This is a genomic window from Pantanalinema sp., assembly GCA_036704125.1.
In the GTDB taxonomy this organism is placed as follows: Bacteria; Cyanobacteriota; Sericytochromatia; order S15B-MN24; family UBA4093; genus JAGIBK01.
Window position 1 is genome coordinate 1 of sequence record DATNQI010000036.1, and the last position, 26,829, is coordinate 26,829.

Annotated in this window: 29 protein-coding genes; 17 read left to right on the top strand and 12 right to left on the bottom strand. The window is 68.7% G+C overall.

The window, feature by feature from the left end:
* The first annotated feature begins 160 nt into the window (after positions 1–160).
* On the top strand, positions 161–541 hold the full coding sequence (locus V6D00_05655; GenBank protein ID HEY9898648.1) for a VOC family protein: 381 nt from the start codon (positions 161–163) through the stop codon (positions 539–541).
* Between the two features lie 14 nt (positions 542–555).
* Complete coding sequence (locus V6D00_05660; GenBank protein HEY9898649.1) at positions 556–1,032, top strand: cupin domain-containing protein; 477 nt, start codon at positions 556–558, stop codon at positions 1,030–1,032.
* Between the two features lie 6 nt (positions 1,033–1,038).
* On the opposite strand, the gene V6D00_05665 is transcribed toward V6D00_05660, so the two are convergent.
* The 7 genes from V6D00_05665 to V6D00_05695 all read right to left on the bottom strand — a co-directional run bounded on the left by V6D00_05665 (position 1,039) and on the right by V6D00_05695 (position 7,717).
* The gene (locus V6D00_05665) at positions 1,039–1,551 is read right to left on the bottom strand and encodes a hypothetical protein (protein HEY9898650.1); all 513 of its coding nucleotides are present in this window, start codon (positions 1,549–1,551) and stop codon (positions 1,039–1,041) included.
* Between the two features lie 112 nt (positions 1,552–1,663).
* Positions 1,664–2,890, bottom strand: a complete 1,227-nt coding sequence (locus V6D00_05670) for an ATP-binding protein (protein HEY9898651.1) — start codon at positions 2,888–2,890, stop codon at positions 1,664–1,666.
* Between the two features lie 7 nt (positions 2,891–2,897).
* Positions 2,898–3,224: a hypothetical protein gene (locus tag V6D00_05675; GenBank protein ID HEY9898652.1), complete on the bottom strand. Its 327-nt coding sequence runs from the start codon at positions 3,222–3,224 to the stop codon at positions 2,898–2,900.
* Positions 3,225–3,240: 16 nt separating this feature from the next.
* Entirely contained in the window at positions 3,241–4,893 is a 1,653-nt protein-coding gene (gene hflX, locus V6D00_05680) for a GTPase HflX (GenBank protein ID HEY9898653.1), read from the bottom strand.
* 107 nt (positions 4,894–5,000) lie between these two features.
* Complete coding sequence (locus V6D00_05685) at positions 5,001–5,807, bottom strand: ABC transporter permease (protein ID HEY9898654.1); 807 nt, start codon at positions 5,805–5,807, stop codon at positions 5,001–5,003.
* Positions 5,804–6,799 carry an ABC transporter ATP-binding protein gene (locus V6D00_05690; GenBank protein HEY9898655.1) on the bottom strand — a complete coding sequence of 332 codons (996 nt, stop codon included), beginning with the start codon at positions 6,797–6,799 and terminating at the stop codon, positions 5,804–5,806. Before V6D00_05690 ends, V6D00_05685 begins: the two co-directional genes overlap by 4 nt.
* Positions 6,800–6,880: 81 nt before the next feature.
* Positions 6,881–7,717, bottom strand: coding sequence for a hypothetical protein (locus V6D00_05695; GenBank protein HEY9898656.1), 837 nt, complete (start codon positions 7,715–7,717; stop codon positions 6,881–6,883).
* 125 nt (positions 7,718–7,842) lie between these two features.
* Between V6D00_05695 and V6D00_05700 the strand changes: the two genes are divergently transcribed.
* From V6D00_05700 to V6D00_05710, 3 genes are all read left to right on the top strand, one after another.
* A complete protein-coding gene (locus tag V6D00_05700; GenBank protein HEY9898657.1) occupies positions 7,843–8,403 on the top strand; it encodes a sugar O-acetyltransferase in 561 nt (186 codons plus the stop codon).
* 71 nt (positions 8,404–8,474) lie between these two features.
* Positions 8,475–9,509, top strand: a complete 1,035-nt coding sequence (locus tag V6D00_05705; protein ID HEY9898658.1) for an AI-2E family transporter — start codon at positions 8,475–8,477, stop codon at positions 9,507–9,509.
* Positions 9,506–12,337 carry a UvrD-helicase domain-containing protein gene (locus V6D00_05710; GenBank protein ID HEY9898659.1) on the top strand — a complete coding sequence of 944 codons (2,832 nt, stop codon included), beginning with the start codon at positions 9,506–9,508 and terminating at the stop codon, positions 12,335–12,337. Before V6D00_05705 ends, V6D00_05710 begins: the two co-directional genes overlap by 4 nt.
* Here V6D00_05710 and V6D00_05715 read toward each other — a convergent pair.
* Complete coding sequence (locus V6D00_05715) at positions 12,325–12,645, bottom strand: heavy metal-binding domain-containing protein (GenBank protein HEY9898660.1); 321 nt, start codon at positions 12,643–12,645, stop codon at positions 12,325–12,327. The two genes, V6D00_05710 and V6D00_05715, sit on opposite strands and share 13 nt — an antisense overlap.
* Positions 12,646–12,751: 106 nt before the next feature.
* On the opposite strand from V6D00_05715, the gene V6D00_05720 reads away from it, so the two are divergent.
* The 9 genes from V6D00_05720 to V6D00_05760 all read left to right on the top strand — a co-directional run bounded on the left by V6D00_05720 (position 12,752) and on the right by V6D00_05760 (position 22,357).
* Positions 12,752–13,408 (top strand): phosphatase PAP2 family protein, encoded by a 657-nt coding sequence (locus V6D00_05720; GenBank protein HEY9898661.1) that lies wholly within the window; start codon positions 12,752–12,754, stop codon positions 13,406–13,408.
* Positions 13,409–13,559: 151 nt separating this feature from the next.
* Positions 13,560–14,795, top strand: a complete 1,236-nt coding sequence (locus tag V6D00_05725) for an ABC transporter substrate-binding protein (protein HEY9898662.1) — start codon at positions 13,560–13,562, stop codon at positions 14,793–14,795.
* A gap of 5 nt (positions 14,796–14,800) precedes the next feature.
* Positions 14,801–15,688 carry a sugar ABC transporter permease gene (locus V6D00_05730; protein ID HEY9898663.1) on the top strand — a complete coding sequence of 296 codons (888 nt, stop codon included), beginning with the start codon at positions 14,801–14,803 and terminating at the stop codon, positions 15,686–15,688.
* Between the two features lie 3 nt (positions 15,689–15,691).
* Positions 15,692–16,510, top strand: a complete 819-nt coding sequence (locus V6D00_05735; GenBank protein HEY9898664.1) for a carbohydrate ABC transporter permease — start codon at positions 15,692–15,694, stop codon at positions 16,508–16,510.
* A gap of 53 nt (positions 16,511–16,563) precedes the next feature.
* Positions 16,564–17,121: a dTDP-4-dehydrorhamnose 3,5-epimerase gene (rfbC, locus tag V6D00_05740; GenBank protein HEY9898665.1), complete on the top strand. Its 558-nt coding sequence runs from the start codon at positions 16,564–16,566 to the stop codon at positions 17,119–17,121.
* 25 nt (positions 17,122–17,146) lie between these two features.
* Positions 17,147–18,253, top strand: a complete 1,107-nt coding sequence (locus V6D00_05745; protein HEY9898666.1) for a winged helix DNA-binding domain-containing protein — start codon at positions 17,147–17,149, stop codon at positions 18,251–18,253.
* Positions 18,254–18,348: 95 nt separating this feature from the next.
* Positions 18,349–18,816: a MarR family transcriptional regulator gene (locus V6D00_05750; GenBank protein HEY9898667.1), complete on the top strand. Its 468-nt coding sequence runs from the start codon at positions 18,349–18,351 to the stop codon at positions 18,814–18,816.
* Entirely contained in the window at positions 18,809–19,633 is an 825-nt protein-coding gene (locus tag V6D00_05755) for a class III extradiol ring-cleavage dioxygenase (protein HEY9898668.1), read from the top strand. Before V6D00_05750 ends, V6D00_05755 begins: the two co-directional genes overlap by 8 nt.
* A 174-nt stretch (positions 19,634–19,807) precedes the next feature.
* Entirely contained in the window at positions 19,808–22,357 is a 2,550-nt protein-coding gene (locus V6D00_05760; GenBank protein ID HEY9898669.1) for an AAA family ATPase, read from the top strand.
* 93 nt (positions 22,358–22,450) lie between these two features.
* Here the strand turns inward: V6D00_05760 and V6D00_05765 are convergent, their stop codons facing one another.
* Positions 22,451–22,714 carry a hypothetical protein gene (locus V6D00_05765; GenBank protein HEY9898670.1) on the bottom strand — a complete coding sequence of 88 codons (264 nt, stop codon included), beginning with the start codon at positions 22,712–22,714 and terminating at the stop codon, positions 22,451–22,453.
* 174 nt (positions 22,715–22,888) lie between these two features.
* On the opposite strand from V6D00_05765, the gene V6D00_05770 reads away from it, so the two are divergent.
* Positions 22,889–23,227, top strand: a complete 339-nt coding sequence (locus V6D00_05770; protein ID HEY9898671.1) for a hypothetical protein — start codon at positions 22,889–22,891, stop codon at positions 23,225–23,227.
* Between the two features lie 71 nt (positions 23,228–23,298).
* The gene (locus V6D00_05775) at positions 23,299–23,946 is read left to right on the top strand and encodes a hypothetical protein (GenBank protein ID HEY9898672.1); all 648 of its coding nucleotides are present in this window, start codon (positions 23,299–23,301) and stop codon (positions 23,944–23,946) included.
* Positions 23,947–24,159: 213 nt separating this feature from the next.
* Here the strand turns inward: V6D00_05775 and V6D00_05780 are convergent, their stop codons facing one another.
* Positions 24,160–24,942 (bottom strand): class III extradiol ring-cleavage dioxygenase, encoded by a 783-nt coding sequence (locus V6D00_05780; protein HEY9898673.1) that lies wholly within the window; start codon positions 24,940–24,942, stop codon positions 24,160–24,162.
* Between the two features lie 172 nt (positions 24,943–25,114).
* The gene (locus V6D00_05785; GenBank protein HEY9898674.1) at positions 25,115–25,429 is read right to left on the bottom strand and encodes a GNAT family N-acetyltransferase; all 315 of its coding nucleotides are present in this window, start codon (positions 25,427–25,429) and stop codon (positions 25,115–25,117) included.
* A 182-nt stretch (positions 25,430–25,611) separates the two neighbouring features.
* Between V6D00_05785 and V6D00_05790 the strand changes: the two genes are divergently transcribed.
* Positions 25,612–25,980, top strand: a complete 369-nt coding sequence (locus V6D00_05790; protein ID HEY9898675.1) for a cupin domain-containing protein — start codon at positions 25,612–25,614, stop codon at positions 25,978–25,980.
* 34 nt (positions 25,981–26,014) lie between these two features.
* Here the strand turns inward: V6D00_05790 and V6D00_05795 are convergent, their stop codons facing one another.
* Positions 26,015–26,740, bottom strand: a complete 726-nt coding sequence (locus V6D00_05795; protein HEY9898676.1) for a hypothetical protein — start codon at positions 26,738–26,740, stop codon at positions 26,015–26,017.
* Positions 26,741–26,829: the final 89 nt, after the last annotated feature.

Below are 26,829 nucleotides of genomic sequence, written 5' to 3' on the forward strand. Positions count from 1 at the left end.
GTCGTCCGTGGCGACGAGAATTTTCATTGCAACCTCCTTCAGGGCTGATACCATCATTGTCCGCCCTCGCCTCGTTCGGGGATTCCGAATAAACTACGCGATGCCCCTCGCGCGGCATGGGGCGCTGACGCGAAGAAGAACGAACGGAGACGCCATCACGTTGAGCACCCACTATCTGCACACCAAGCTACGCGTTCACGACCTGGAGGCGGGGATCCGATTTTACCAGGAAGCTTTCGGCTATGAACTCCGCAAGCGCAAACCAGGCCCCGAGGGCAGCGAGATCGCCTTCGTTTCGCTTCCGGGCGACCAGACCGAGCTGCAGCTGGCCTATTACCCCGATGGGGACGCCTTCGAGGTGCCGGCCCTGATGCTGCATATCGCCTTGAAGGTGAGCGACGTCGAGGCGGCGGTGGCATCGGCCGTCAAGGCCGGAGCGACGCTGCGATCGGGGCCCTACGCGTTGCCCTCGGGTTCAAGGGTGGCCTTCGTGCGCGATCTCGACGGTTACGACCTCGAGCTGATCCAGAAGAGCGAGTAGGAGGAACGATCCCGGTGCGTTTGATCAACCAGCACGATATCCCGTGGCAGGAGAAGCGCTCCAAGAGCGGCAAGTACCAGCTGGCGCAGAAGGACCTGTCCCTGGCGCTGGGGGGCAAGAAGGACACCGGTACCTGGGGCGGCGGCCATCCTTTCGACGTCGCCTTGGTGAGAGTCCCGGAAGGAGCCAGGAACTGGCCGCTGCACACCCACACGACGCAGTGGGAGTTCTACGTGGTCCTCTCGGGGAGGGGGAGCGTCCGCTCCGACGATGGGGCGCATCCGGTCAAGGCCGGGGACTGCTTTCTCCTGGCGCCCGGAGAGTCCCACCAGATCGCTAGCGAGGGCGACGGAGATCTGATCTTCTACGTGATCGCAGACAACCCCCAGGCGGATATCTCGTACTACCCCGAATCGGACAAGTGGTTCATCAAGCCGCAGCGCAAGACCTTCCGCCTCCAGGAGGTCGGTTACTACGACGGCGAGGAGTAGCCGAGTTTAGCGAGGGGCGCTTTCTTGCGCCCTTTCTGCATTGATGAGTGGGGTCATTCGCTCGAAGAAAGGGCCGATGAAGACGCGCCGATTCATCCAGTTGACGTAAGTCATGCTTCCAGATGCAGCGACGAGCCCACGCAACACGGATGAGCCGCTGTTGTCCCAGAAGCCTTTCCCCGCATCCGGCACGAAGAGGGCATAGCCTAGCGCAAGGGCCCACGTTCCGAGCATCATGTAGGTTCCCATGTTGCAATGGAACCGTATGGTATCCACTGTTTCCAAATAGCCTTTCGTCTCCTCGCTCTTCAGGTCGGATAATGGACGCCGCGTCCCGTCTTGCATGGTTTCGAGATAAGCCACGGCATCTTGAGCGCCGAAGAACAGGCTTTCGGCTGCACGCCCGGCAAGGTACGGATCCTTGAGCATGAACGAGGCCGTGGCTGGCGCTGCCATGGCGTTCGGGACCTGAATGGACGTCAGGAGGGTCAGAGCGAGCAGTGTCGCGCGTGTTTTCATCGAACCTGAAACCTGTCTTGGTGATTGCTGCGTTTTTCTTGATTATCGTATCCGATTATATCGGTGCTCGCTCGAGGGTCCATGCTTGGCGTCCGATTGGGAAGCCTCAGCCTCAAGGCGTTCCTTGAGGAGACGGCGGCAGGTTGATCGACTCGGAAGCGAGCCGCTGCAACGGCAAGGTGAACCAGAAGCGGCTGCCGCGTCCGAGCTCGCTCATCACTTCGAGACGCCCCCCATGGGCCTCCACGATGGCCTTGCAGATGGCCAGCCCTATCCCGAGGCCACCTGCCTCGCGCGTGGTGCCCATGTCCGCCTGATGAAAGCGGACGAACAGGCGTGCCAGGACTTCGTCCGGGATCCCGATCCCCGTGTCGCTGATCTCCGTGACCACCTCGTTCCCCACGATGCCCGCGCGCAGCGAGACCTCGCCGCCGCGTGGAGTGAACTTGACGGCGTTGTCGACCAGGTTGTGGATGACCTCGATCACGCGCTCTCCGTCGATCACGAACTCGCCGGGCACGTCCACCGTCGTGCTCAGCGAAATCCCTTTCTCGGCTGCCTTGGCCTCGAGGTCGCGCAGGGCTTCGTGGACGACCGGCGCGTACTCGGTCGCAGAGCACGCGAGCTGGAATTTTCCGGCCTGGATGCGTCCCAGCTCGATCAGGTCCTTGACCTTGGCGTTCATCCGGGCGGCGCCGGAGAGCACCTGGTCCAGGTAGCCGCGTTGCGCATCGCTCAGGGGGCCCGCATCACCCTCGGCGAGCATGGTGCCGAAGCCGATCACCGAGCTGAGCGGGGTGCGAAGCTCGTGGCTGAGGGTGGCCAGAAACTCGTCCTTGTGGCGGTCCGCCTGGCGCAGCGCACGGTTGGCCTGCTCGAGCTCCTGAGCCCTGCGGGCAAGTTCGCTTTTCGTTCGCTTGAGCGCCGCTATCTCGCTGCTCAGCCGCGAGGTGAGGCCGCTGATCACCAGCCCGATGCCCCCCATGACGGCAAACGTGAGCAGGTAGCTCAGGTCGTAGACCCTGAGGGTGAGATAGGGCTCGGTGAAGAAGAAGTTGAAGGCGAGGACCGCGAGGATCGACGCCAGGGTCGCTGCGCCGAGGTCGCCCCGCAAGGCCACGGGAAGCAGGCCGAGCAGGTAGAGCATGATGAGGCTGGCCTCAGGCACCCTGCCGAACAGCAGCCTGTCCACGAGGGTGCAAAGCGCCATCGCGCCGAAGGCCCAAGCGTACGCGCGCCAAGGCGGCCGATCCCCGGCCTCAGAGGGACTGTCCGCCCCGATCCAACCGGTTATCCAGGGCTGAACCCGTGCCGCCTCGTCGGGCTTTTTCCCGGGCATCGGCGGCCTATTTCAGGACCTGAACGGGGCCGTGGTCGTCGCAGTGCCCCTCGTGCTCGTGGTGGAGTCTGCCGTTGACCACCCGGTCCTGGTGATCGCCGTGCGGGACCATGGGCTGGCCCGGATCGTGTACGGCGCAGGCGACCTGCTGGCAGGCGTCGGGATTGCGGTCGGTGACCGGGATGCTGCCTTCGTCCCAGTGCTCGCCGTGCTGGCGATGCAGGTGGCCGTCGTGCAGGTAGCCCGTCTCGTCGGCCCACTGGACCCTCAGGTGGCCGCAGTCTTTGCCGTGCTGGTGGTCGTGGCGCTGGTGGGTCTTGCATGCGGTGGTCATCGTGAAGCCCTCCTTTTCAGTGGCGGATGGGGTGCGGGTGGCGCGCGACGCGCGCGATCTCGTCCAGGAGCGCCGGGATCCCCGTGCCGTGCAGGGCGGAGATCAAGAGGGGGCGGCTCACCTCGCCCGCGAGCGAGCGGATCAGCGTCGGGGCGTCGATCATGTCGCGCTTGTTGATGACCGTGATGATCGGCTTGCCCGCGACGCCCAGCTCGTCCAGGACCTCGAGCACCGTCCGCACCTGCTGCTCGACCTCGGGATGGCTGCCGTCCACCACGTGGATCAGGGCGTCGGCCTCGACCACCTCCTCGAGGGTGGCGCGGAAGGCCGCCACCAGCAGGTGGGGCAGGTGCCGGATGAAGCCGACCGTGTCCGAGACCAGCGCCACGTCGCGACTCGGCAGCACCAGGCGCCGGGTGGTCGGGTCCAGGGTCGCGAACAGCCTGTCCTCGGAAAGCACCGAGGCCCTCGTCAGGGCGTTCAGGAGGGTGGACTTGCCCGCGTTGGTGTAGCCCACGAGCGCGAACTGCGGCAGGTGGGAGCGCCCGCGGCGCAGCTGGGCCCGGTGTCGCCTCAGCGCCTGGACCTCCCGCTCGAGGTGGGTGATCCGCGCGCGGATCCGGCGGCGATCGCTCTCGAGCTTCGTCTCGCCGGGGCCCCGGGTGCCGATGCCGCCGCCCAGGCGAGAGAGCGCCTCGCCCGTGCCCGTCAGCCGAGGCAGGCGATAGCTGAGCTGCGCCAGCTCCACCTGCAGCTTGCCGTCCCGGGTGTGGGCCCGCTGGGCGAAGATGTCGAGGATGAGCGCGGTGCGATCGACGACCTTGACCCCCACGATCCGCTCGAGGTTCGCTTGCTGGCTGGGCGAGAGCTCGTCGTTCACCAGCAGCGTGGTGGCGCCCTGCTCCTGGCACATCAGGGCGAGCGCCTCGGCCTTGCCGCTGCCGACCAGCGTCGCGGGATCGGGGCGGTCGCGCTTCTGGAGCACCCGCCCCAGCACCTCGGCCCCGGCGGTCAGGGCCAGCTGGTCCAGCTCGTCCAGGCTCGCCTCGGCGGCCCCGGGATCCTGGTCGGGCGTCTGGAGGCCGACCAAGAGCGCCTTCTCCTTGCCGGTCTCGACGGCGATCGCGCGGTTGTAGCGCGCGAACTCTCGCTCGATCTCGTCCACGAGGAAGGCCACGTCGACGGTCTCGAGGGTCTCGCGCAGCGAGCGGGGCTCGTCGAGGCGCCAGAGGTGGCCCTCGGCGTCGGCGAGCGGCGAGAGGGTCGCCATCCAGACCAGGGAGCGCGTCAGGTCGGTGGCCTCGGGCTCGACGACGGCGATGAGGTCGAGCCGGTGGCGCTGCAGCAGCACCAGCTCGGCGCGCCCGATGCCGCCGCCCTTGCTGCGCACGACGACGAGGCGATCGCCCGAGAGCCGGGCCGCCCCCAGCCGCTCGATCTCGCTGGGCAACTCCAGGCGCCCGTCTCCGACCACGACGCGCTGCAGGTGGCCGCGGCGGGAGACCTGGAGCGCGATGTCGCGGTTGAGGCGCTGCGCGATTTCCGCGGTCCTTTCCACCAGCTCGTGGGTCACCAGCTGACCGGGCGGCACGCGCCGCAAGGTCAGCCGTTCGAGGACGCGCAGTTCGCTGGGCTTCAGGCCACGCAGGTTTCCGGACAGCCTCTCCATCGGCACCCGCCCTTTCTTGCTGCTGGGGCGCGAGAATGTGCTGCGGAGTATAGGTGCTCCGGCGCGGCCCTACCACCGATGCCAGGCCGCTTTGCGCCGGGCGCGGGTCAGTACTGGTTGAGGGTGCCCCACTGCCGGGCCTTGCGCTCGGCCAGGGCGAAGGCGGCGATCCCGAGGCCCAGGAAGACGGCGGTGTTGATCGCGAGGCTCGTGACGGCCCCGCTCGCGAACAGCTTCGAAAGCGGCACGCCCGTGACGGCGAGCTCCTTGAGGACCAGAAGGGCCTTGGTGAAGGGGAAGTTGTTCACGAAGCCCGACATCCAGCCCGGCAACGCGTTGAGGGGCAGGATGGCCAGGCCGAACACCAGCATCACCGCGAACTGGGAGAGGGTGGCGACCTTCTTGTAGAGCAGGGCCGCGCCCCCGAGCATCAGGCCGATGCCCTCGGTGCCGAGGTACATCAAGGTGAGCAGGATGGCGAAGCCCGGCACGTTCAGGTGGAAGCGCACGCCGGTGACGAAGGTCGCGATCGCAAGCACCAGGGCGAAGCGCGCGAGCATCTCGACGTACGAGGCGAGGTCACGCATCAGGACGATGACGACCAGAGGAGGCGGGCTGAGCGCGGCCTGCTCGAGGGTGCCGGTCTGCACCTCGTCGGCCAGAAGCTCGGTGGCGTTGCCGATCCCGTTGATGGCGATGTAGGTGATGAGCAGGCCCAAGAGGCGCTCCATCTGACCCGTCTCGAAGCCGGGAAGCGCCGAGGCCCCCATTCCGCCCATGGCGCCGAAGCCGAAGTAGATCATGAAGGCGAAGCCCAGGTTCCACACCAGGCGGCTGACGAGCTCGAACGGGTAGCGGGTGAGAAGGATGAACTCGCGCTTGAGTTCGGCCCAGAAGAGGTTCAGGTAGCTCATGCGATCCCTTCGATGACGCGGCGGTAGATGGCCTCGAGGTTGGTCTCGTGCTGCTGGATGCCGATCAGCTCGACGCCGCCCTCGCGCAGCGGGTCGAGCGCGCGGTAGAGGAGGCCGGCGTCGCCTTCGGGCAGGGTGAAGCGGGACACCCCCGCCTCGCTGGTGAGATCCAGGCCGCCCAGCGACGCGATGGCCGCGCGCAGCCCGGGCGAGAGCTCGCCGCGCAAGCGCACGTCGTAACCGGGCGTGCGGTGGGCGTCCATGAGCTGGTCGAGCGATTGCAGGGTGGCGAGCTTGCCGCCCGCGATGATGGCGATCCGGTCGGAGAGCGCCTGGGCCACCTCCATCTGGTGGGTGGTCAGGATGATCCCGCAGCCGTCGTCGGCGATCGCGCGGACCGTCTCCTTGAAGGTCGACGCCGCCACCACGTCCAGCCCGAGGGTCGGCTCGTCCAGGAGCAGCACGCGCGGCTGGTTGACGAGCGCGATGGCGATCGCCACGCGCTGCTGAAGCCCGCGCGAGAGCTCGCCCACCCGCTTTTTCAGGTGATCCTGAAGGTCGAGGCGCTCGATCAGGGTGTTCGTGCGGTCCTTGAGCCCGGGCACCCCCTTGAGGGCGCCGAAGTAGTGCAAGTTCTCCTGGATGGTCAGCTTCCAGTGAAGGTTGCGGTTGCCTTCGAGCACCGCGCCGAGTCGCTGGACGGCCTGCGTCCGGTGCTTCACCACGTCGATGCCAGCCAGGGTGATCCGGCCCGAGGTCGGCAGCAGCAGTCCCGCGATCATCTTGAGGGTCGTGGTCTTGCCCGCGCCGTTGGGGCCCAGCAGGCCGAGGATCTCGCCCGGCTCGACGTGGAAGCTGACGCCCCGGACCGCGGTGTGCGCCGCTCGGCCCAGGCGGGCGGGATACACCTTCTCGAGGTCCTGGATCCGGAGACCCGCTTCGACGGCGAGCGGGGCGGCGCCGGCGACGGCCGGCTGGGTGGCAAGGTTCATCTGGTGGCACACGCTTTCAGCTCGGGGACATCCCCCCATCATAGCCGAAGGCGGGCGTACAAGGAAGCTCCTTATCTTTTGTCACGGGAAGGTCGAGGGGCGTACTCGCTTGCTGCCTGCGATCAGCGCGAAGACCACCAGGCCGACGGCGAACACGACCGCCCAGCCGATCGGAGGCGTCCGCTGCTCTCCCGCGATGGCCACCAGGCCCCACACCAGCGCTGCGTCGAAGGCCCAGTCCCGATTCAGGAAGCCCATCGCGGCGCCGAGCCCCCCCATCGCGAGGATGGCGAGCGCCGCCCAGGCCACCGGCGGCAGGAGGAAGGACCGCACGCCCATTTCGTCGGTCATCACGCCCGTGACGCTTAGCACGGTCGCGATCGAAAGCCATCCGAGGTAGAGGCCGAGCGGCCAGCTGACGCAGAGGCGCTGGGCCACTCCTTTCGCCTGCTCGCCCTGGAAGCGCCGGTAGGCGAAGGCGGCGCCTGCGAGCATGCCGATGACGAGCCCCATGGCAAGCGGCATCTGCTCGTAGGCGATTGCCACGGGCCACAGGGCGCCGCAGGCCATGGAGACGAGCATGGGGGCGCGGGTCTCGGCGAGGCGCGCACCGCGCGGGTGGATGGGGATCCACTGGTAGGCGGCGTAGGCCCCGAGGCCCAGGAAGATGAGCCCCCAGATCGAGAAGGCGTAGGGCGCGGGATCCAGGTAGAGGGGGGCCCTCGTCTGGCTGACCTCCTGGATCGTCCGGGGCAAGAGGGCAGAGCTGAACGCGTTGAGCACGAGCATGGCGAACCACGCCCCGAGCACGCCGTAGCGTAGCCAGGTTGGCCCTTGATGGCGCCGGGCCTCTTCGAGGAAGCTCGGGTACCAGATGTGCCGAAGCACCGGGGTCTTCTTCTGAGGAGACTTTTGCATGGGGGCCTCCTTGACGCGAAAGTCGCCTCAGTATGGCTCCGATGGGGCAGGGTTCAACGGGCAGACACCGGTCCTTGGGCTATCATGGAGGCGCTGGTTGCCGACAATCGAAGGGAGGGCCCGTCATGGCTGCGCGTAGCGAGTGGGAGAAGATGGTCGAGGGCGAGATCTACGACGCCTACGCGCCCGAGCTGGTCGAGGGCCGCAAGCGCGCGCGCGGCCTGCTGCGGCGCTACAACGCATCGACCGAGGAGCAGGGGCCCCATCGCCTCGACCTGCTCAAGGAGCTGTTCGGTTCGATCGGCGCTCGCCTCGAGGTCGAGCCCCCCTTTCGCTGCGACTACGGCACCAACATCCACGCGGGCGACGGGGTCTACATGAACTTCGACTGCCTCATCCTGGACTGCGCCGAGGTACGCATCGGCCGCAACGTCATGTTCGGTCCCGGCGTCCACGTCTACGCCGCATGCCATCCCGTGGAGGCCGAGATCCGGATCCAGGGGCCGGAGTTCGCGCGCCCGGTCACCATCGGCGACAACGTGTGGATCGGCGGGCGCAGCGTGATCTGCCCCGGAGTGACCATCGGCGCGAACACCACCATCGGGGCGGGAAGCGTGGTGACGCGCGATATCCCGGCGAACGTCGTGGCCGCGGGCAACCCCTGCCGGGTGATTCGCTCCCTCTGAGGCGCCCGAAGGCCCGCATTCTCGCGCTGCACGCTACAATGGAGCGTCACCGCCGCTTCACAGGACGGACCATGAACTCCCACCAATCCCGCACGCTCGGCTGGATCTTCCTCTACGCCCTGCTCGTCGTCGCCACCTACGCCATGCTGCGACCCTTCTGGGAGGCCCTCGCGTGGTCGTTCATCCTGGCGGCGGTCTCGTGGCCCCTCTACAAGCGCCTGCACGGCGTCCTGAAGCAGCGCGACACCCTCGCGGCCGTCGTGATGAGCCTGGGGGTGATCGCCATCGTCGTGGTGCCCATGGCCCTCATCTTCAGCTCCCTGTTCGCCGAGCTGGGCCCCGCCTACGCCATTCTCAAGAACCTGCTCGTCTCGCCGCCCGCGCCGCCCGACTGGCTCTCTCGCGTGCCGGCCGCCCAGCAGGCGTGGCTGGATGCTGCCCAGGCCCTGCGGCACGGGTCGGTCCTGGGCAAGGACCTCCTGTTGCCGCTCCTGCGCCCGGGCACCCAGGCCCTCGCGCTGGTGGGCGCCAACATGGGCCAGGCGGGCCTCGCCTTCTTCACCCTGTTCTTCCTGTACCGCAACGGCGATCGCTACTTCTCCCAGGCCAAGGCCGTCCTCTCCCACCTGCTCGGCGAGCGTGCAGAGCGCCTGCTCAATCCCACCAAGGAGGCCATGCGCGCCGTGTTCGCGGGCGTCATCCTCGCGGCGGTCGCCCAGGGCATCGCGGCGGGCCTGGGCTTCGCGCTGGTCGGGCTGCGCGCGCCCATCCTGCTCGGAGTCGCCACGAGCCTGCTGGCGCTGATCCCCTTCGGGGCGGTCCTCATCTGGGGCACGGCGGCGGCGGGCCTCTTCTTCGCGGGCGCGACCGTCAAGGCCCTCATCCTGGTCGCCTGGGGCGTCGTGATCGTCAGCAGCGTGGACAACCTGGTCCGGCCGCTCGTCATCTCGGGCACCTCGCGCCTGCCCTACCTCCAGACCTTCTTCTTCATCCTGGGCGGCCTGGCCGTGTTCGGCCTGGTCGGTCTCTTCATCGGGCCCGCGGTCCTCGCGGTCTGGATGGTCCTCTGGGACGAGTGGGTGGAGGCCGGCAAGCGCGAGGCATGAGCGCCGGCTTCTCCAGGGTCACCGTCTCGGAGCGCACCGCGGAGCTTCTGCGGCACGAGCTTCGCGGGCTGGCGAGCCGCGTCGACGCCCTGGTCCGCATCGCCTGGAACTTCCACCAGGGCGGTCGCTGCGCCCCCGGCAAGCAGATCCGCCACCTGAGCGACGGCCTGTACAAGCTGCGCCTCACCGCGGCCCTGCGCATCCCCTTCTTCTTCTCGCAGGGCCCCCAGGGGGTCGCCCTCCACTTCGGCGACATCGGATCCCACGCGGCCGGCGAGGTCTGGCACCGGCAAGCACCGGTCGTCGCGATCGCCGAGGCCCTCCAGGTCGCGCCCGAGCCCATCTCGATCGAGTTCGCCGAACCCCTGTCCTCCCAGCGCCCCTGGCCCATCCGGCGCGTCTGGGATCCCGACTGGGACGAGCGCCGACGCCGCGAGCCCGATGCGGGGCTCTTGCTCGATCTCGACGAGGACCAGCGCGCCGTCGCCCTGCGCCCGGGCCCGGTCCTGCTCAAGGGCGGGGCGGGCAGCGGCAAGACCACCGTCGCCCTCTACCGCCTGATCATGGGGCAGACGAGCAGCGCCAGGGGGCAGCTCTACGTCACCTACACCCCCCAGCTCAAACATCACGCCGAGCGGCTCTACCGGTGCCTTTCCCCCGGGCGCGATCGTCCCGTGCGCTTCATGACCCTCGAGGAGGTCTGCCGCGCGATCCTGCCCGGCGAGGCCGACTTCGCGCCCGAGCGCCGGCAGACCCTCTCGACCTTCAGGCGAAGCCTCTTCGGACGCCTCAACCGCTTCATCGGGCGCGACCCCGAGCGCTACTGGGAGGAGATCCAGGCCGTCATCAAGGGGGACGAGCAGCTGCTCGCGACCCCCGAGCGCGCCTACCTCACCCGCGAGGCCTACTTGCAGAGCCCGCTGCGCACCTCCGACGAGCCGGAGGCCTTCTACCGGGTCTTCGAGGCCTACCGTGCGCTGGGGGGCTGGGACGACCTGGACCTGGCACAGGCGGCCTACCGTGTCATGGCCAGCGGCCACAACCCGCTGGGCACCTTCGACGAGCTGGTCATCGACGAGGCCCAGGACCTGACGGCTTTCCACCTGGGCATCCTCATGCGCCTGTGCGCGCGTCCGGACGGCTTTTTCCTGGCCGGGGACACCCAGCAGGCCATTCACCCCGGCCGCTTCGACTGGCTGCGCTCGCGCGAACGGCTCTACCGGTACTGGCAGATCGGCCTCGGGCGCGAGGCGGTCCTGCAGCTGCCCACCAACTACCGCTCCCCGGCGAGCGTGGTGGCCCTCGCCAACGCCATCTCCGCCTGGCGCGGGCGGGCCTTCGGGGATCCCGACGCGGCCCCTGTCGAGGCCATCAAGCAGGGAAGTGCCGTGGCGCGCCTGAGGCCGGGCGAGATCGGTCCTCTGCCCCCACCCGACCGGCTAAGCGCCCGCCTGATGATCGTCGTGGCGGACGAGGCCGCCAAGGAGGCCCTGCGCCCGCGCTTCGGCGAGGCCCCCCTCTTCACCGTCCACGAGGCCAAGGGACTCGAGCGCGAGCGGGTCGTCCTCTGGAACCTGCTCGAGGCGGACCTCGAGGTCTGGCAGCGCAGGGAAGCGGCGGACTCGCGCTTCCGGTACGCGATCAATCGCTTCAACGTGGCGATCACCCGGGCGACCGAGCAGCTCATCATCGTGGACGCCTTCCTGCCCACGGGCTGGGAGCCGCTCTCGACCCTCCCGCTGCTCGAAGGGGAGGCGGCGCTCGAGTGCCTGCAAGGCGCCATGGACGCCGCCGACGAGGCGCCGGCCTTCATCGCCGAGCGCGCCGAAGAGCTCGAGGCCCACGGCGCCCACGCGCAGGCGGCCGCCCTCTTCGAGCGCCTCGGCGCCTGGGAGCGCGCGGCGGCCTGCCATGAGGCCCTGGGGCGGTGGGACGCCGCCGCCCTGTGCTACGAGCACGCCGGAAAGTTCAAGAAGGCCGCGGCGTGCGCGGTCGAGGCGGGCCTCTGGCGCGACGCGGCCACCTACTTCGACCTTGCGGGCGACAGGCGTCGCGCTGCCGAATACCTGCTCGCGGGGGGCGCCTGGCAGGAGGCCCTGCCTCGCCTGCAAGCCCTGGGGGACGTCGCCGGCGTGGCGCGCTGCCTCGAGAAGCTGGGAGACGACGAGGCCGCCGCGCGCGCCTACGAGCAGGCGGGCGACCAGGCGAGCCGGGCCCGGTGCCTGGGCCGGATCGGGCAGGACGAGGCCGCCGCGCGCCACTTCGAGGCGTGCGGCGCATGGGCGCAGGCCGCGGCCCACTACGAGCGCGCGGGCAAGCCGATCGAGGCCTACGCGGCCTACTGTTTGGGGGAGGAGTGGCGGCAGGCCGGGCGACTCATGGCCCAGGCGGGGGACTGGGAGGCGGCCCTGCGGCACTTTAGGAGCGCCGAGGCGCCCTTGCTCGCCATGTACGCCGCCACGCGCAAGAACGACAAGAAGGCCCTCCTGCGCGCCGCGGAGCGCTTCGCGATCGCTTCGAGCGCGGAGCCCGCCGTCAGCGACAGGCCCGCCCACGAGGCGATCGCGTTCTGGCGGGCCCTGATGAGCGAGGACTTCTCCTGGGTCTGGGAGGCCGACGCGCGCGAGCTTGCGCCGGTGGCCTGGCGCATCTTCGGCGAGGTGTTCGCAGCCCAGGCCGAGCGCGCGCGGCGCATCGACTGGGCGGCGCTCGACGCCCATGTGGCGGCTGGTCGCTATGCCGAGGCCGCCGACCTGCTTTCGCGCGCCGGGCGCGTCGAGGCCGAGGCCTTCATGCGCGCTCGGGCGGGCGAGGGCTACTCGACGTAGACCGCGGTACCGCTCGCGCTCACCATGATCATGCTGCCGTCGGCCCCGATCGTCTCGTAGTCGAGATCGACGCCGACCACGGCGTTGGCGCCGGACTTGCGGGCTTCCTCGATCATCTCCTTGACGGCGATGTCCTTGGCTCGTCGCAGCTCCTTCTCGTAGGAGGCCGAGCGGCCGCCGACGATGTCGCGAATGCTCGCGAAGAAGTCCTTGAAGATGTTGGCGCCCAGGATGGCCTCGCCGCTGACCAGGCCCAGGTACTTGGTGATCTGCTTGCCGTCGATGCCGGGGGTGGTGGTGACGATCATGGTGCGTTCCTTGCGGTGAAGTGAGGGATGCACGGTCATCATACTCCAGGCGACGCCCGGGGCGCGACTTGCTAGAATGGTCCAGAGGCGGAGGAGGGAATATCGCTTGATTTCGAGGCTGTTGCGCAGGGTCGGATGGTTTTACCTGCTCGCTTTCGGGGTGGCGGTGCTGGCGCTGCTGGCCTTTGCCAGGCTCGCCGACGAGGTCCTCGAGACCGAAATGGTGCGCTTCGATCACGCCGTGCTCGCCTGGGTCCAGGCCCACGTGTCGCCCGAGTTCAGCCCCTGGGTCGTCGGCCTGAGCTGGATCGGCTCGGTGCCTGCCATCGCCCTGTTCGGCGCCCTCTTCGCGCTGGTCCTGCTCGCGCGCGCGCAGCGCCTCGATGCGGCGACGCTGGTGGCGGTGCTCACCGGCGGCGGCGCCCTCACCTTCATCCTCAAGCACGTCTTCAGGCAGGCGCGCCCCACCCACTTCCCGTCACTCGGCGGCGAGACGACCTACTCCTTCCCGAGCGGCCATGCCCTCATGTCGGTCTGCTTCTTTGGCTATCTGGCTTACTGGGTGGTCGCCCAGGCGCCGCGCGAGCCCTGGCGCTGGGTCGTGGCAGCAGGCTGCCTGGGTATTTCGGGCCTCATCGGCCTGAGCCGCCTTTACCTGGCCGCCCACTGGCCGACGGACATCGTCGCCGGGGCCCTGGTGGCCGTATTCTGGCTCGCCTGCTGCCTGTCGGGGCGGCGCTGGATGTCCACCCGCCAGCCGTAGCGCCGAGGCAAGCCCGGTGCCTCGATGGCAAGGCTCGCACAAATCCCGAGAAAAATTGGCATCGGGGCGCTACAGCCTTCGTGCGGCGCGGCGCACCATGCACGGGTCCCTATGAGCTGCGAGGCGAGGATCCATGGTTGCTTGGGCGCGGATGTGCGGCTGGTTGCTCGTCGTCATCGGCCTGGCGCTCGATGCGGCTTGCCGCGAGGGGGCGCCACGCGCCGATGGCAAGGTGCGCCTGCGCCTGTCGGGCTACGCGGGGAACCCCGCCGAGACCGATCTCATGCGCGAGCTCGTGGCCGACTTCAACGCCTCGCAGCGCGAGATCGTCGTTCGCTACGAGCCGGTGCCCGGCCAGTACTACCCCAAGCTGCTCACCATGCTCGCGAGCAGGACGGCCCCCGACGTCTTCTACCTCGACATCCTGTACTTCCAGCCGTTCCTCGCCAAGCGCTCGATCCTCAGGCCCCTGGACGACTTCCTGGCCTCCGCCTCGACCAGAACGGGCGACTTCGTCCCCGCTTTGATCGCCGCCTTCAGCGACAAGGGCAAGGTATACGGCATCCCCAAGGACTTCAACACCCTGGGGCTCTACTACAACCGCAAAAGCTTCGATCGCGCGGGCCTCGCCTATCCGACCGACCGGTGGGACCTCGCGCGCTTTCGCGAGGCCGCCGAACGCCTGACGCGGCCGCAAGGGCCCGCGCCCCGCAGCGGCTTCGCGATGCCCCCCGACAACGCGGATCGCTTCCTTCCCATCGCCGCCATGTTCGGCGCGACGCTGTACGCCCCCGACGGGGCGTGCGCGATCGCAAGCCCCCAAGGCGTGCAGGCCCTCACCTACTACGCCGCTCTGAGGCGCACGGACCGTTCGGCCATCTTCCCGTCCGAGGTCGGCGCAAGCTGGACGGGCGATGCGTTCGGGCGGGCGCAGGCCGCCATGGTCTTCGAGGGCAGCTGGCTGACGCCCTACCTCGAGGAGTCCTTTCCACGGCTCGACTACGGCCTCACCCAGCTCCCCCGAGGCCCCGCGGGCCGCAGCAACTTCCTTTTCACCGTGGCCTACGTCATCCCCCAGAGCGCGAAGCACCCCGAGGCAGCCTGGAAGCTCATCGCGTACCTGACGAACGAAGCCTCCCAGGAGCGGATCACCTTCGCGCTGCCCAGCCGCAAGGCGGTGAGCGAGCGCTTCGTCGCGAAGCACCCCGAGTACCGCGCGATCCTCTCGGCAGCGGCGTACGCCAGGCCCTACGCCTTCGGGCCCCGGGGCAACCGGGTCAACGATCGCCTCGGCCTCGCGGTGCAAGAGGTCCTGCTCGGGGTCAAGCCGCCCAAGCAGGCCCTTGATGACGCGGCCGCGGCCATCGATCGGATCAACAGGCTCTGAGCGCCATGGGCAAGCGATGGAGCGAGGCGATCGCGGGGGTCGTGTTCCTGTTGCCCTTCCTCGCGGTGCTCGTGGTGTTCGTCGGGTGGCCGCTCGTGAACGCGCTGTGGCTCTCGTTCCACTCCTACGACCTCTTCTCTGCGCCGCGCTGGGTCGGGCTCGAGAATTACCGCTTCCTCCTGAACGAGCCCGACTTCTGGATCAGCCTGCGCAACACCACCCTCTACACCCTGGTGGTCGTCTCGCTCCAGACCGCCTTCGCCCTCTTCCTCGCGCTGCTCATGGATCGCGAGATCCGGGGCAAGACCCTGTTCCGGGTGGCGCTCTTCCTGCCCTCGGTGACGAGCTCGGTCGCGATCTCGCTGATCTTCATGTTCCTCTTCTTCAAGAACGGGGGCCTCAACCAGCTCTTTTCCTGGCTGCGCCTGGATCGGCTCCTCGCGCTCTTCGGCCTTGCGGTCCCCGTCGACTGGCTCGGGGACGTCCACACGGCCCTCGGGGCGATCATGGCGCAGAACGTCTGGTCCACGGCGGGCTTCTTCATGGTCGTCTTTCTCGCGGGCTTGCAGGACATCCCTGAGACCCTCTACGAGGCGGCGCGCCTCGACGGGGCGAATGCCTGGGGCCAGTTCCGGTACGTCACCCTGCCGCTCTTGCGCCCGACGACCTTCTACGTGACGACGATTGGCCTCATCGGCTGCTTCCAGGTCTTCGACCAGGTCTACATCATGACGGGCGGCGGTCCGCTCAAGTCCACCCTCACGATCGCGTACCTGCTCTACCAGGAGGCGTTCATGAACTTCAACATGGGCTACGCGTGCGCGATCGCCTTCGTCCTGGCGACCCTCATCCTCCTCTGCACCCTGCTGCAGCGCCGGCTCCTGGGGGACTGAGCGATGCGCCGCGCCCGGGCGATCCTCCTCTACGCCGTGCTTGCGATCTTCGCGCTCGCGTCGGTGTCTCCCTTCGGCTTCGCGCTGCTCACGTCGCTCAAGGAGCCCGGGCAGGCCTTCTTGCCGGGCGTGTGGCCGCGTCCTCTCACCTTCGAGAACTACTTCGAGGTCGTGCGGACCATGCCGCTCTTCCTGCGCTGGGTCTTCAACAGCCTGCTCGTCGCGGTGGTCTCGGTCGCGCTCCTGCTGCTCCTGAGCCTGATGGGCGGCTTCTCGCTGGCGCGCATCGCGTTTCCCGGGCGCAAGGCGCTGTTCGTGGTGCTGCTCGCCTCGATGACGATCCCGAACCAGGTGCTTTGGATCCCGAACTACGTCACCCTCGCGCGCCTCGGCTGGATCGACACCTACTGGGGCCTCGTCCCGGGGCTGGTTGCGACCCTCTCGAGCGGGATCTTCATGGTCGCGCAGTTCCTCAGGGCCCTGCCGGTGGAGCTCGAGGAGGCCGCCACCCTGGACGGCCTCTCGCGCTACGGCATGTTCTGGCGCCTGATCGTGCCCCTCACCGGCCCCGTTGCCGCCACCGTGACCATCACGAGCTTCATGGCGAGCTGGAACGCCTTCGCCTGGCCTCTCATCGTCCTGAACTCGCCCGAGTGGTTCACGCTGCCGGTCGGCCTCAACTTCTTCAAGGGCCTCTACGTCACGCGCTGGACCCTCATCATGGCGGGATCCATGTTCAACACCCTGCCGGTGCTGGTGGTGTTCGCCGTCTTCCAGCGCCACTTCATCAAGGGGGTGGCCGCCACGGGACTCAAGGAGTGAGGAGGGTGCTAGAATGGTCTCTCACCCGTTACTAGCAAGGATCGACCATCGAAATGAACGTCATCGACACAGGCATCCCCGGGCTCATCGTGGTCGAGCCCAAGGTCTTCGGCGACGCGCGCGGCTTCTTCCTCGAGACCTACGCGCAGATCCGCTACGGCGAGGCCGGCATCGCGGGGCCCTTCGTGCAGGCCAACCACTCGCGATCGCGCCGCGGGGTGCTGCGCGGGCTGCACTACCAGCTGGTGCAGCCGCAGGGCAAGCTCGTGAGCGTCGCGCGCGGCGCGGTCTACGACGTGGCGGTGGACGTCCGGCGCGGCTCGCCGACCTTCGGCAAGTCCTACGGGACGGTGCTCGACGACGTGACGCACCGCCAGATGTACGTGCCGGCGGGCTTCGCGCACGGCTTCGCGGTGCTCTCCGAGGAGTGCGACTTCCTCTACCAGGTGACGGACTACTACCACCCCGCCTCGGAGCAGGGCATCGCCTGGAACGACCCTGCACTCGAGATCGACTGGCCGATCCAGGACGTGCTGCTCTCCGACAAGGACCGCCTGCACCCGCGCCTTGCGGACCAGGATCCCGACAAGCTGCCCGTCTGGGTGGGCTGAATACCGCACGCAAGCGAGACCCTCGGTGCCTTTGCCCCGGACCCTCTCCCTGCAAGCGCTGAACCGCGCGACGCTCGCGCGCCAGCTGTTGCTCGAGCGGGCGAATGCGCCGGTGGTCGAGGCGATCGAACGGCTCGCCGGCATGCAGGCGCAGATCCCCAAGCCGCCGTTCGTCGGTCTCTGGAGCCGCCTTGCGGACTTCAGGCGTTCGGCGCTGTTCGATGCCTTGCATCGCAGAACGATCGTCCGGGCGACGATGATGCGCGGCACCCTCCACTACATGAGCGCCGAGGATTATCTCGGCCTGCGCCCCGCCTTGAGCGACTTCCTGGCCCAGGCCTTGCGGGCCACCCTGCGAACGCGCCTGGACGGCCTCGATGTCGCCGGGGTGGTCGAAGCGGCGCGCGGCGTCTTTGCGGAACACCCCCATACCTTCACGGCGCTGCGCGACCGGCTCATGGAGCGCTTTACCGACGCTGACGAGCGGGTCCTGGGCTTCACCGCGAGGATGCACCTGCCGCTGGTCATGGTGCCGGACGGCTCGGCGTGGGGATATCCGGCCGACGCCGCCTTCACCCTTGCCGAGGGGTGGCTTTCTCGGCCCATGGGCACCGACGAGGGGCCAAGTGAGCTCGTCCGGCGCTACCTGGCCGCCTTCGGCCCCGCCACGGTGGCCGATGCGCAGGCCTGGTCGGGCCTCAAGGGCCTCAAGGAGACCTTCGAGGCCCTGCGGCCCGAGCTCGTCACCTTCCGCGACGCGCGCAAGCGCGAGTTCTTCGACCTGCCGGACGCGCCCCGGCCCGCCGAGGACGTCCCGGCCCCGGCGCGCTTCCTGCCCGAGTACGACAACCTGGTCCTGGCCCATGCCGATCGCACGCGGCTCGTCGCCGACGTCCATCGCCCCAGGATCGTGACGAAGAACCTCAAGGTCCTCGCGACCTTCCTGATCGACGGCGCGGTGGCCGGCACGTGGCGGATCGAGCGCAAGGCGAAGGCGGCGACGCTGGTGGTCGAGCCCTTCGAGCCCCTGAGCGCTTCTCGGCGAGACGAGCTCGAAGCCGAGGGGGAGGGCCTGCTTCGCTTCTGCGAGGAGGAGGCGCGCACGCAAGACATCCGCTTCGCGTCGCCCTAGCCCGGCTTTGCTTGACAATTAATCTACGTAGAACTAAAATTCAAATTAGTTCTACGTAGGATTTTTCCTGAAAGCATCGCTCGGAGACCCCCGCCGTGAGAGACCCCCGCTACCCCGTTTCCCAGGACGTCTCGCTCTTGCCCGTGCACCGTGCCTTGCACGCCTGCGTTCAGCAGTCGGGGCGCGTGATGACGCGCTTCGTCGAGGCGCGGGGATTGACGTCCTCCCAGTTCGACGTCCTGGCCACTCTGGGGGACACGGCGGGCATGACCTTCAAGGAGCTCAGCCTGCGATCGATGGTCACCGGCGGGACGCTCACGCCGGTCCTGAACCGCATGGAGGCCAAGGGCCTCGTCGCGCGCTGCAAGGGCGAGCAGGACAGCCGCCAGACCCTCGTGCGCCTGACGCCCGAGGGCCAGGCCCTCTACGAAGAGACCTTCTTGCCCTTCATCGACTTTGCGCAGGGCTACCTGGACCGCCTCACCCCTGATGAGCAGACGCAGCTGAGCGCCCTGCTGGACAAGCTCGCTTGCGCCTTTTGCGAGGAGAACACCCATGACTAGCCCCACGACCCGGATGCCGACCCTTTACATCCCGCACGGCGGCGGTCCGTGCTTCTTCATGGACCCCATGCCCGGCGCTCCCGCCGACATGTGGGAATCGATGGCGGCCTACCTGCGCGGCATCGCCTCCGCCGTCGGCGTCCGGCCGAAGGCGGTGCTCGTGATCTCGGGTCACTGGGAGGTCGAGCGCCCGACGCTCAACGTGGCCCCGAAGCCGGAGCTGCTCTACGACTACTACGGCTTTCCCGAGCACACCTACCGCCTGAAGTATCCCGCCCCCGGCTCGCCCGAGGTGGCCGCGCGCGTGCGCGAGCTGCTCGCCGCAAGCGGCATCGAGTCGGGCGAGGATGCCACGCGCGGTCTGGACCACGGCGTCTTCGTGCCCTTCATGCTGATCTATCCCGAGGCGGACGTCCCGATCGTGCAGCTCTCGCTCCAGGCGAACCTCGATGCGGCCGATCACCTCGCGATCGGCCGGGCGCTCGCGCCGCTGCGGGACGAGGGCGTGCTCATCGTCGGCAGCGGCATGAGCTACCACAACCTGCGGGCCTTCTTCGGCGAGCAACCGGAGGCCAACCGCCTCGCCGAGGCCTTCGACGACTGGCTCAACGACGCGCTCGGCGATCCGTCCCGGGCCTCGCGCGACGCAAAGCTTTCGAGCTGGCACCTGGCGCCGGGGGGACGCTTCTCCCACCCCCGTCCGGAGCACCTCATCCCGCTGATGGTGGCCGCGGGCGCCGCGGGGGACGACCCCGCCTCGCGCACCTACAACGACCGGTTGTTCGGCAAGGCGGTCTCGGGCTTCCAGTTCGGATGAGCCACCCTCCTTCCCCTCGCCTCCGTCTGCCTTCTCGCGCCGCCAGCCCACCGGGCTGGCGGCATTTCTCTTTCGTGGTCGATCGAAATTTACTTGACAAGGAGGCACTCAGGTAAATATGATTGCCTCACAACCAATCGGTTGACTGAACGAGCGGAATAAAGGAGGCCAGAGATGTACTGCCGGAACTGCGCGATTCGCCCCGCCACCGTCTTCTACCGCATGACCCTCAACGGTCGCCAGCAGGCTTGGCACCTCTGCCAGTCCTGCGCGGAAGGCCTCGCCGGCGGGAGTGCCCCTCAGGCGCCGAGCCACGCTCCTTCCTTCCAGTCACCTGAGCCCGTCACTGTCAATTTATCCGATGAGGTTCGCGTCGCCCTGGGGGCCGCGAGCGCCTGGGCCGCCGGGCGCGGCTGCCAAGAGGTGGGGCCCGAGTTCGTGCTCCTCGGCATGCTGACCTCGGGGGCGGGGCTGCACCTCAAGGAGGCAGGCGTCCGCGAGGCCGAGGTCCGCGCGGCCATCGAGCGCGCCCATCCCGAGCGCCCGCCCATCGGCGTGGAGAGCGTCACCCTCTCCCCTCGGACCAAGCAGGCGCTGCGCCTGGCCGCCCAGATCGCCCACCAGCAGGGCGCTGGCTTCATCGCCAGCCACCACCTCCTTTCCGGCATCATGGCCGAGGGGGAGAGCCTCGCGGCGCAGCTGATGGCCCGGGGGACCCGTGACGGCCAGGCGAACCCCGGGCCCCAGGCGAGCCAGGATGCTGCGGATCTGCCCTTCACCCAGGACCTCACCGGCCGCGCGAGGGCCGGCAAGCTGGATCCGATCATCGGGCGCGACCGGGAGATCGAGCGGACGATCCGCATCCTGAGCCGCAAGACCAAGAACAACCCGGTGCTCATCGGCGAGCCGGGCGTCGGCAAGAGCGCGATCGCCGAGGGCCTCGCCCAGCGCATCGTCGCGGGCGACGTGCCGGAGCCGCTCAGGGACAACCGGGTGCTCTCGCTGGACCTGGGCGCCCTGCTCGCCGGCACCAAGTACCGGGGGGACTTCGAGCAGCGCGTCAAGGAGCTCATCGACTCCCTCAAGGAGGCCTCGGGCAAGGTGATCCTGTTCATCGACGAGCTGCACACCGTCGTCGGCGCGGGCGCCGCCGAGGGGGGCGCCGACGTGGCGAACCTCCTGAAGCCCGTCCTGGCCCGCGGGGAGCTGCGGTGCGTGGGGGCCACCACCCTCGACGAGTACCGCAAGCACATCGAGAAGGACGCCGCCCTGGAGCGCCGCTTCCAGCCGGTGATGGTCGACGAGCCGTCGAGCGACGAGGCCCTCGCGATCCTGCGCGGCCTGCGCGACTCCTACGAGGCGCACCACCGGGTCAAGATCGCCGACGAGGCCCTGGTGGCGGCGGTCCAGCTCTCCGAGCGCTACGTGGCCGATCGCTTCTTGCCGGACAAGGCCATCGACCTGGTGGACGAGGCCGCCGCGATGGTCAGGCTCCGCTCGAAGTCGGGCCCGGATCGCCTCAAGGAGCTGGAGGCGAAGCTCGCCGAGGCCACCCGCGAGAAGGAGGCCGCGGTGATGGGCGAGCGCTTCGAGGAGGCGGCCAGGCGCAAGGAGGAGGTCGATCGCCTGAGCGCCGAGTTCAACGCCGCGCGAGAGGCCTGGAAGGCCGAGACGGCCGTCGACACCCCCGAGGTCACCGCCGAGGAGATCGCCGTGGTGGTCAGCGAGTGGACGGGTATTCCCGCCACGCGCCTGACGCGCTCGGACGTCGAGCGCCTGCTTGCGGCCGAGGCTCACCTCTCGCGGCGGGTCATCGGGCAGCGCGAGCCGCTCTTCGCGATCGCCGAGGCGCTGCGCCGCGCGGGCAGCGGCCTCAAGGATCCCAACCGCCCCATCGGATCCTTCCTGTTCGTCGGGCCGACGGGCGTCGGCAAGACGGAGACGGCCCGGGCGCTGGCCGAGTTCATGTTCCACGACGAGCAGGCGATGATCCGCCTGGACATGAGCGAGTACCAGGAGAAGCACACGGTGAGCCGCATGGTCGGATCGCCTCCCGGCTACGTCGGCCACGACGAGGCGGGTCAGCTGACCGAGGCCGTCCGGCGCCGGCCTTACGCGGTGCTGCTCTTCGACGAGATCGAGAAGGCCCACCCCGACGTCTTCAACCTGCTGTTGCAGATCCTCGACGACGGGCGCCTGACCGATAGCCAGGGCCGGACGGTGGACTTCAAGAACACCGTGGTCATCATGACCTCGAACGTGGGGGCCAAGCACATCATGACCCCGGCCCCCGGCTTTAGGACCGCCCCCGAGTCGAGCGAGCCGACCTGGGATCAGCAGCAGGACAAGGTGCTGGAGGCCCTCAAGACGGCCTTCCGGCCCGAGTTCCTCAACCGGATCGACGAGACCATCTCCTTCAAGCCGCTCGAGAAGGAGGACCTGCTCGCGGTGGTCGACGTGCTCATCGGCAAGACGGCATTCAAGCTGAGGGCCCAGGGGATCGCCCTGGAGCTCAGCGAGGCGGCCAAGACGGCGATTTCCCAGGAGGGCTACGAGCCCGCTTACGGCGCCCGTCCCTTGCGCCGGGTCGTCCAGCGCCGGATCGAATCCCCCCTGGGGCGCCAGCTGCTGGATGGTCGCTTCGTCGCCGGCGACACCGTCGTCGTCGATCACTCGGAGCAGGGCTTCACCTTCGAGAAGGCGCAGGCCCCGGCGAGCGTCTAGCCAGGTTGCTCGAACTTCGCGCGATCGCCCGCCGGGTAAGCCCGGCGGGCGATCGCGCGGGCTTGCGCTTCACGCGCGGGCGCTACGACCCTGCTAGCGGCGAAGGTGCTGGAAAACGCGCTGGTTCCAGGTGGTCTGATCCAGGATGGTGGGCGAGCGGTCGTCCTCGCGCTGGGCGATGACGCGGCCGAAGGCCGTGGGCGCGCGATCGCCCAGCGCCTGGCCCGACCAGCCGGCGAAAGCGGGGGAATCCCCCAGGAAGGCCATGAGGGTCTGACGGTTGACCTCCACCGCGAGGTCCGCCTCGGGAATGACGATGGTGTCCACCTTGGGGTCGGTGACGAAGTAGGCGATCATGGCGCTCCTCTCGGGTGTTTCCGCGTCCCCATGATACCAGACGGCCAGGCCTGCGCTTCCGGAGGGGTTGACTCTGGTTCTGGTTCGAACTACCCTGAATATTGTTCGATGTAGGACTAATTTTGCGGGAATGATCCCTGCCGGCCCCCGACGCCGGCCAAGGAGGGAATCGACATGGCGACCACGACCCCATCCGGCGCGTCCCCCGCGGCTCCTCCTTCCGACGCCCAAGGCCTCGCGCGGCTCCTGCGCCTGGCCGAACGGGACAGGCAGCCCATCCCCCCCATCACCGAGCGCCTGCCAGGCCTCGCCCCGCGCGTCGCCTACGACATCCAGCAGGCGCTGGTGGGGCAGTGCCTGGACGAAGGGGCCCGGCTCGAAGGCTACAAGCTCGGCTTCACCAGCCTGGCCAAGCAGGCGGCCATGGGCGTCCACGAGCCGATCCACGGCACGCTGCTCTCTGGGGGGCGACCCCGGGCGCGTGCGGGTGATCCTGCACGAGGTGCCGCCTGAGAACTGGGGGGTCGGCGGGGTGCCGCTCGCGCCTCCGGGGCCAGGCGAGAAGTGACGAATCGAGGAACGCCATGAAACTTGCCATAAACGGTCTTCCCACCCATGTCTTCGAGGCCGGCGACGCCAGGGCGCCGCTCGTCGTCGCGATGCACGGGATCGGCTCCAACGAGGACGACTTGCCATCCGCTTACCAGCCGATGGCGGATCGCTTCGCGCTCGCCTTTCCCCGGGGCCCCTTGCCTCATCCCCCGGGTTACGCCTGGTACCCCCTGATCCGCTTCGGCGTCCCCGAGGAAGGGTCCTTCGCACAGGCCCTCGAGACCCTGGATGCCTGGCTCGACGAGCTGCGAGGGCTTCCCGGCATGGCCGAGCGTCCGCTCATCCTCTCGGGCTTCAGCCAGGGCGCCATCATGTCGCTCTCTTACGCCATTCGCCATCCGCAGAAGGTGGCGGGGGTGATGGCGTTCAGCGGCTACATCCCCCAGCTCGCCCTTGATGCCGTCCCCGAGGGTACCGCGATCGCTGGCGGAGTGCGGGTCTTCCTCACGCTGGGCAGCAGAGACAGCCTCTTCCCCTTCGAGTGGCTCGGCGAGACCAAGCGCCAGCTCCAGGCGCTGGGGATCCGGCCCGAGGTGGTCGCGCACGACGGCGGGCATGAAATCCCGCGTCCGGTGATGGAGGCCGCGACGGCCTGGTTGGGCCGATCGTTCCCGACCTGATCGCGTCGGCGCTGAGCTAGCCGGTCGGTGTGAAACGATACGTCCGCTTGATTCCCCGCCCCCCGGTGGGGCGGGGCTAGGGGTGGGGGGATCAAAACGTTCCAGGTCCCTCACGAAGGCAAGAGGAACTTGATCGTATCCCCCCACCCCCGACCCCGCCCCACCGGGGGGCGGGGAGAACTCAGGCAGATGTTTGATTCAGGCAATACGTGCCTAGGCGAAGGAATAGGCCGCCATGCTGAGGAGCCCCCAGCTGTAGCTCTCGTGGATCAGCTCGCCGGTGCCCTGCGCTTCGCCCGCCCCGGCCGCCACGAACAGCGGCAGGATGTGGTCCGGGGTGGGGTGGTTCCGCGCGGCGCTCGGCGCCTGGTGGAGGTAATCGAGCAGCTCCTCCTTCCGGCCCTGGGTCACCGCCGATTTCAGCCAGCGATCGAAGGAGGTGACCCACTCGGGCGGCGTGGTGTCGTGCATGTAGCGACCCAGCTCGAAGAGGTTGTGGGTGGCGGACCCGCTGCCGAGCACCAGGATCCCCTCGTCGCGCAGGGGTCTGAGGGCTTCGCCCAGGCGCCAGTGCTCGGCGGGGCTCCGGGACGGCTGGATCGAGAGCTGCACGACCGGGATGTCGGCCGCCGGGTACATGAGCTGCAGGGGGATCCAGGCTCCGTGATCCAGCCCGCGGCTCGGATTCAGCGCGGCGGGGAAGCCCGCGGCCACGAGCTGCTCGGCGACTCGCTCGGCGAGCTCGGGCGATCCCGGGGCGGGGTACGTCATCCGGTAGAGGGCGTCGGGGAAGCCGCCGAAGTCGTGGATCGTCGCGGGCTGCGCGGCGAGACTCAGCGTGGGCGCGCCGGTCTCCCAGTGGGCCGAGATCGCGAGGATCGCCTTCGGCCTGCCGATACGCTCGCCCAGGCCCGCGAGGAAGTCGTGCGCCGGGATCCGATCGATCGCGATGGTCGGGGCGCCGTGGGAAACGAACAGAGCGGGGAACCTGGTCATTGGGGCCTCCTGGCGGCCGCGAATGCGTCCGGTCAATATAGTCCTATCTCGAACTATTTGAGTATAGTTCTACGTAGTATTAATTGTCAACGGTGCCGGCCCCTCTTCCCGGGCGAGGGGACGAACACCGGCATCTGGCCGGGACGATAGGCCTGGCGCGCCCTCTCGATCGCTAGGGGCCGAGTTGCTTGCGGTAGCTCGAATGGACGAGGTCGTGGTACGCGGGGTGGCGCTTGATGTAGCCCTGGAAGAATTCGCAGGTCGGCACAACCTCGAGGCCTTTCGCCCGGGCGGAATCGAGCCCGGCCCGCGCCAGGGCGCTGCCGATGCCCCGGCCCTCGAGCTGCTCGGGGACGACGGTGTGGGTGAATTCGATCCCCTCGGGGACCAGGCGGTACTCCGCCACCGCCAGGTGGCCGTCGACCTCGACCTCGAAGCGGCTGTGCTCGGCGTTGTCGCTGGGCGTGACGTCATGGGTGTTGCTCATTCGGATCCTCGGCGTTCGTGAACGGTGTAAAACGGGCCCGGCGTCGCCGCCGCCCGCATCAGTGTACCCGCTCGGGATGCCGGCGGAACCCGGGAGATGCCCGTAATGGGACGATCCTGGGTTGATCTCGAGGGGGGATGGAGCCAGCATGGGCGCGCCCAGAGGCTGAAAGGAGGCAGGTCATGGCAGTCCAAGCGGCGATTTTCGAGAAGCGATCGTTCAAGGCGCCGGACGAGACCCGGCCCTTCGACAAGGGGCAGGTGGAGGTTCTCGCGTTCGCCGGCTCCACCATCGGGAAGATAACGCTGCAACCCGGCTGGCGATGGTCGGAATCGATCAAGCCCATCGCGAAGACCGAGTACTGCGAGGAGGCGCATTTCAACTACGTCCTGTCCGGGCGCTTGCACATCCAGACGCAGGACGGCCGGAGCCTGGAAATGGGCCCCGGCGACGTGATGAAGGTAACCGAGAAGCATGACGCCTGGGTGGTCGGAGAGGAGCCCTTCGTGGCCCTCGAGTTCACCGCGGCCAGGAGCTATGCCAAGCGCTAGTCACCTTGAAAGGTGTCTCGAGCGTCACGCCCCGTCATCGCGGGGGACCGCCCGGAGGAGAGCCGGGCGGTGAACCAGGCGGTCCGCTCCCGGGCCCAAAGCTCGGAGGGCCGCCACTCGGCCCGCCACCGCCCCCCTCGTTTCCGGAGGGACCTCCGCTCGGGCGTGCCCCGCCGAAAGGCGGGGCGCCCGGCGTGCTTTGAGGCGCCTGCAAGGTCTGGGTCGCTCCGGCCGTGGCCGCAGCGCCGGGTCGGGCGCCGTAGGCCGTCGGCACGTTGAGCGTGCCTCCGGGTTGCGCGACCATCGGGGCGCCGCCCCAGCCGCCACCCGGCCCGCTCGAGTCTCCGGGCCAGCCGCCGCCCCAGCCGCCCCCGGGGCCCCCCCAGCCGCCAGGCCAGCCACCGCCCCAGCCCATGTTGCCGATGTAGGCCCAGCCGAAGCTCCAGACGTACATCCAGCCGGTGTAGCTGAACGGGAACCAGACCCAGACCCATCCCCACCAGGGCAGGCGGGTATAGACCCAGCCGCTGAAGCTGAACTGGCCCGGGTAGACGTAGCGCCAGCCATTGTCATGGTAGACCCACTGGGACTGCTGGGAGAACAGCGAGCCGTACTGCTGGACCTGGTAGCCCCCGAGCTTCGACGCCGGGGGGGCCGCCGGTCGGGGGGCCGGCCCGAGGGCCTGGGGGGACAGGGCGCACGAGGCGCAGAGCGCCAGCGCCGTCGCGCCCGCGAGCCCGCGAAGGAGGGTCGTGGCCATTGGAGTCCTTCCTGTTCGCCGGTCCCAGGACGGATCGGTCCGACGTTCGACCGGGTGGTGGGATGAACAGCAAGACCATGGCAGGGCAC

Bases quoted from the DNA above. Each gene is read 5' to 3' on its own strand.
- V6D00_05665 (HEY9898650.1), bottom strand. From the start codon at position 1,551: ATGAAAACACGCGCGACACTGCTCGCTCTGACCCTCCTGACGTCCATT.
- V6D00_05670 (HEY9898651.1), bottom strand. From the start codon at position 2,890: ATGCCCGGGAAAAAGCCCGACGAGGCGGCACGGGTTCAGCCCTGGATA.
- V6D00_05675 (HEY9898652.1), bottom strand. From the start codon at position 3,224: ATGACCACCGCATGCAAGACCCACCAGCGCCACGACCACCAGCACGGC.
- hflX (HEY9898653.1), bottom strand. From the start codon at position 4,893: ATGGAGAGGCTGTCCGGAAACCTGCGTGGCCTGAAGCCCAGCGAACTG.
- V6D00_05685 (HEY9898654.1), bottom strand. From the start codon at position 5,807: ATGAGCTACCTGAACCTCTTCTGGGCCGAACTCAAGCGCGAGTTCATC.
- V6D00_05690 (HEY9898655.1), bottom strand. From the start codon at position 6,799: ATGAACCTTGCCACCCAGCCGGCCGTCGCCGGCGCCGCCCCGCTCGCC.
- V6D00_05695 (HEY9898656.1), bottom strand. From the start codon at position 7,717: ATGCAAAAGTCTCCTCAGAAGAAGACCCCGGTGCTTCGGCACATCTGG.
- V6D00_05700 (HEY9898657.1), top strand. From the start codon at position 7,843: ATGGCTGCGCGTAGCGAGTGGGAGAAGATGGTCGAGGGCGAGATCTAC.
- V6D00_05705 (HEY9898658.1), top strand. From the start codon at position 8,475: ATGAACTCCCACCAATCCCGCACGCTCGGCTGGATCTTCCTCTACGCC.
- V6D00_05710 (HEY9898659.1), top strand. From the start codon at position 9,506: ATGAGCGCCGGCTTCTCCAGGGTCACCGTCTCGGAGCGCACCGCGGAG.
- V6D00_05715 (HEY9898660.1), bottom strand. From the start codon at position 12,645: ATGATCGTCACCACCACCCCCGGCATCGACGGCAAGCAGATCACCAAG.
- V6D00_05725 (HEY9898662.1), top strand. From the start codon at position 13,560: ATGTGCGGCTGGTTGCTCGTCGTCATCGGCCTGGCGCTCGATGCGGCT.
- V6D00_05730 (HEY9898663.1), top strand. From the start codon at position 14,801: ATGGGCAAGCGATGGAGCGAGGCGATCGCGGGGGTCGTGTTCCTGTTG.
- V6D00_05735 (HEY9898664.1), top strand. From the start codon at position 15,692: ATGCGCCGCGCCCGGGCGATCCTCCTCTACGCCGTGCTTGCGATCTTC.
- rfbC (HEY9898665.1), top strand. From the start codon at position 16,564: ATGAACGTCATCGACACAGGCATCCCCGGGCTCATCGTGGTCGAGCCC.
- V6D00_05755 (HEY9898668.1), top strand. From the start codon at position 18,809: ATGACTAGCCCCACGACCCGGATGCCGACCCTTTACATCCCGCACGGC.
- V6D00_05760 (HEY9898669.1), top strand. From the start codon at position 19,808: ATGTACTGCCGGAACTGCGCGATTCGCCCCGCCACCGTCTTCTACCGC.
- V6D00_05765 (HEY9898670.1), bottom strand. From the start codon at position 22,714: ATGATCGCCTACTTCGTCACCGACCCCAAGGTGGACACCATCGTCATT.
- V6D00_05770 (HEY9898671.1), top strand. From the start codon at position 22,889: ATGGCGACCACGACCCCATCCGGCGCGTCCCCCGCGGCTCCTCCTTCC.
- V6D00_05775 (HEY9898672.1), top strand. From the start codon at position 23,299: ATGAAACTTGCCATAAACGGTCTTCCCACCCATGTCTTCGAGGCCGGC.
- V6D00_05780 (HEY9898673.1), bottom strand. From the start codon at position 24,942: ATGACCAGGTTCCCCGCTCTGTTCGTTTCCCACGGCGCCCCGACCATC.
- V6D00_05785 (HEY9898674.1), bottom strand. From the start codon at position 25,429: ATGAGCAACACCCATGACGTCACGCCCAGCGACAACGCCGAGCACAGC.
- V6D00_05790 (HEY9898675.1), top strand. From the start codon at position 25,612: ATGGCAGTCCAAGCGGCGATTTTCGAGAAGCGATCGTTCAAGGCGCCG.
- V6D00_05795 (HEY9898676.1), bottom strand. From the start codon at position 26,740: ATGGCCACGACCCTCCTTCGCGGGCTCGCGGGCGCGACGGCGCTGGCG.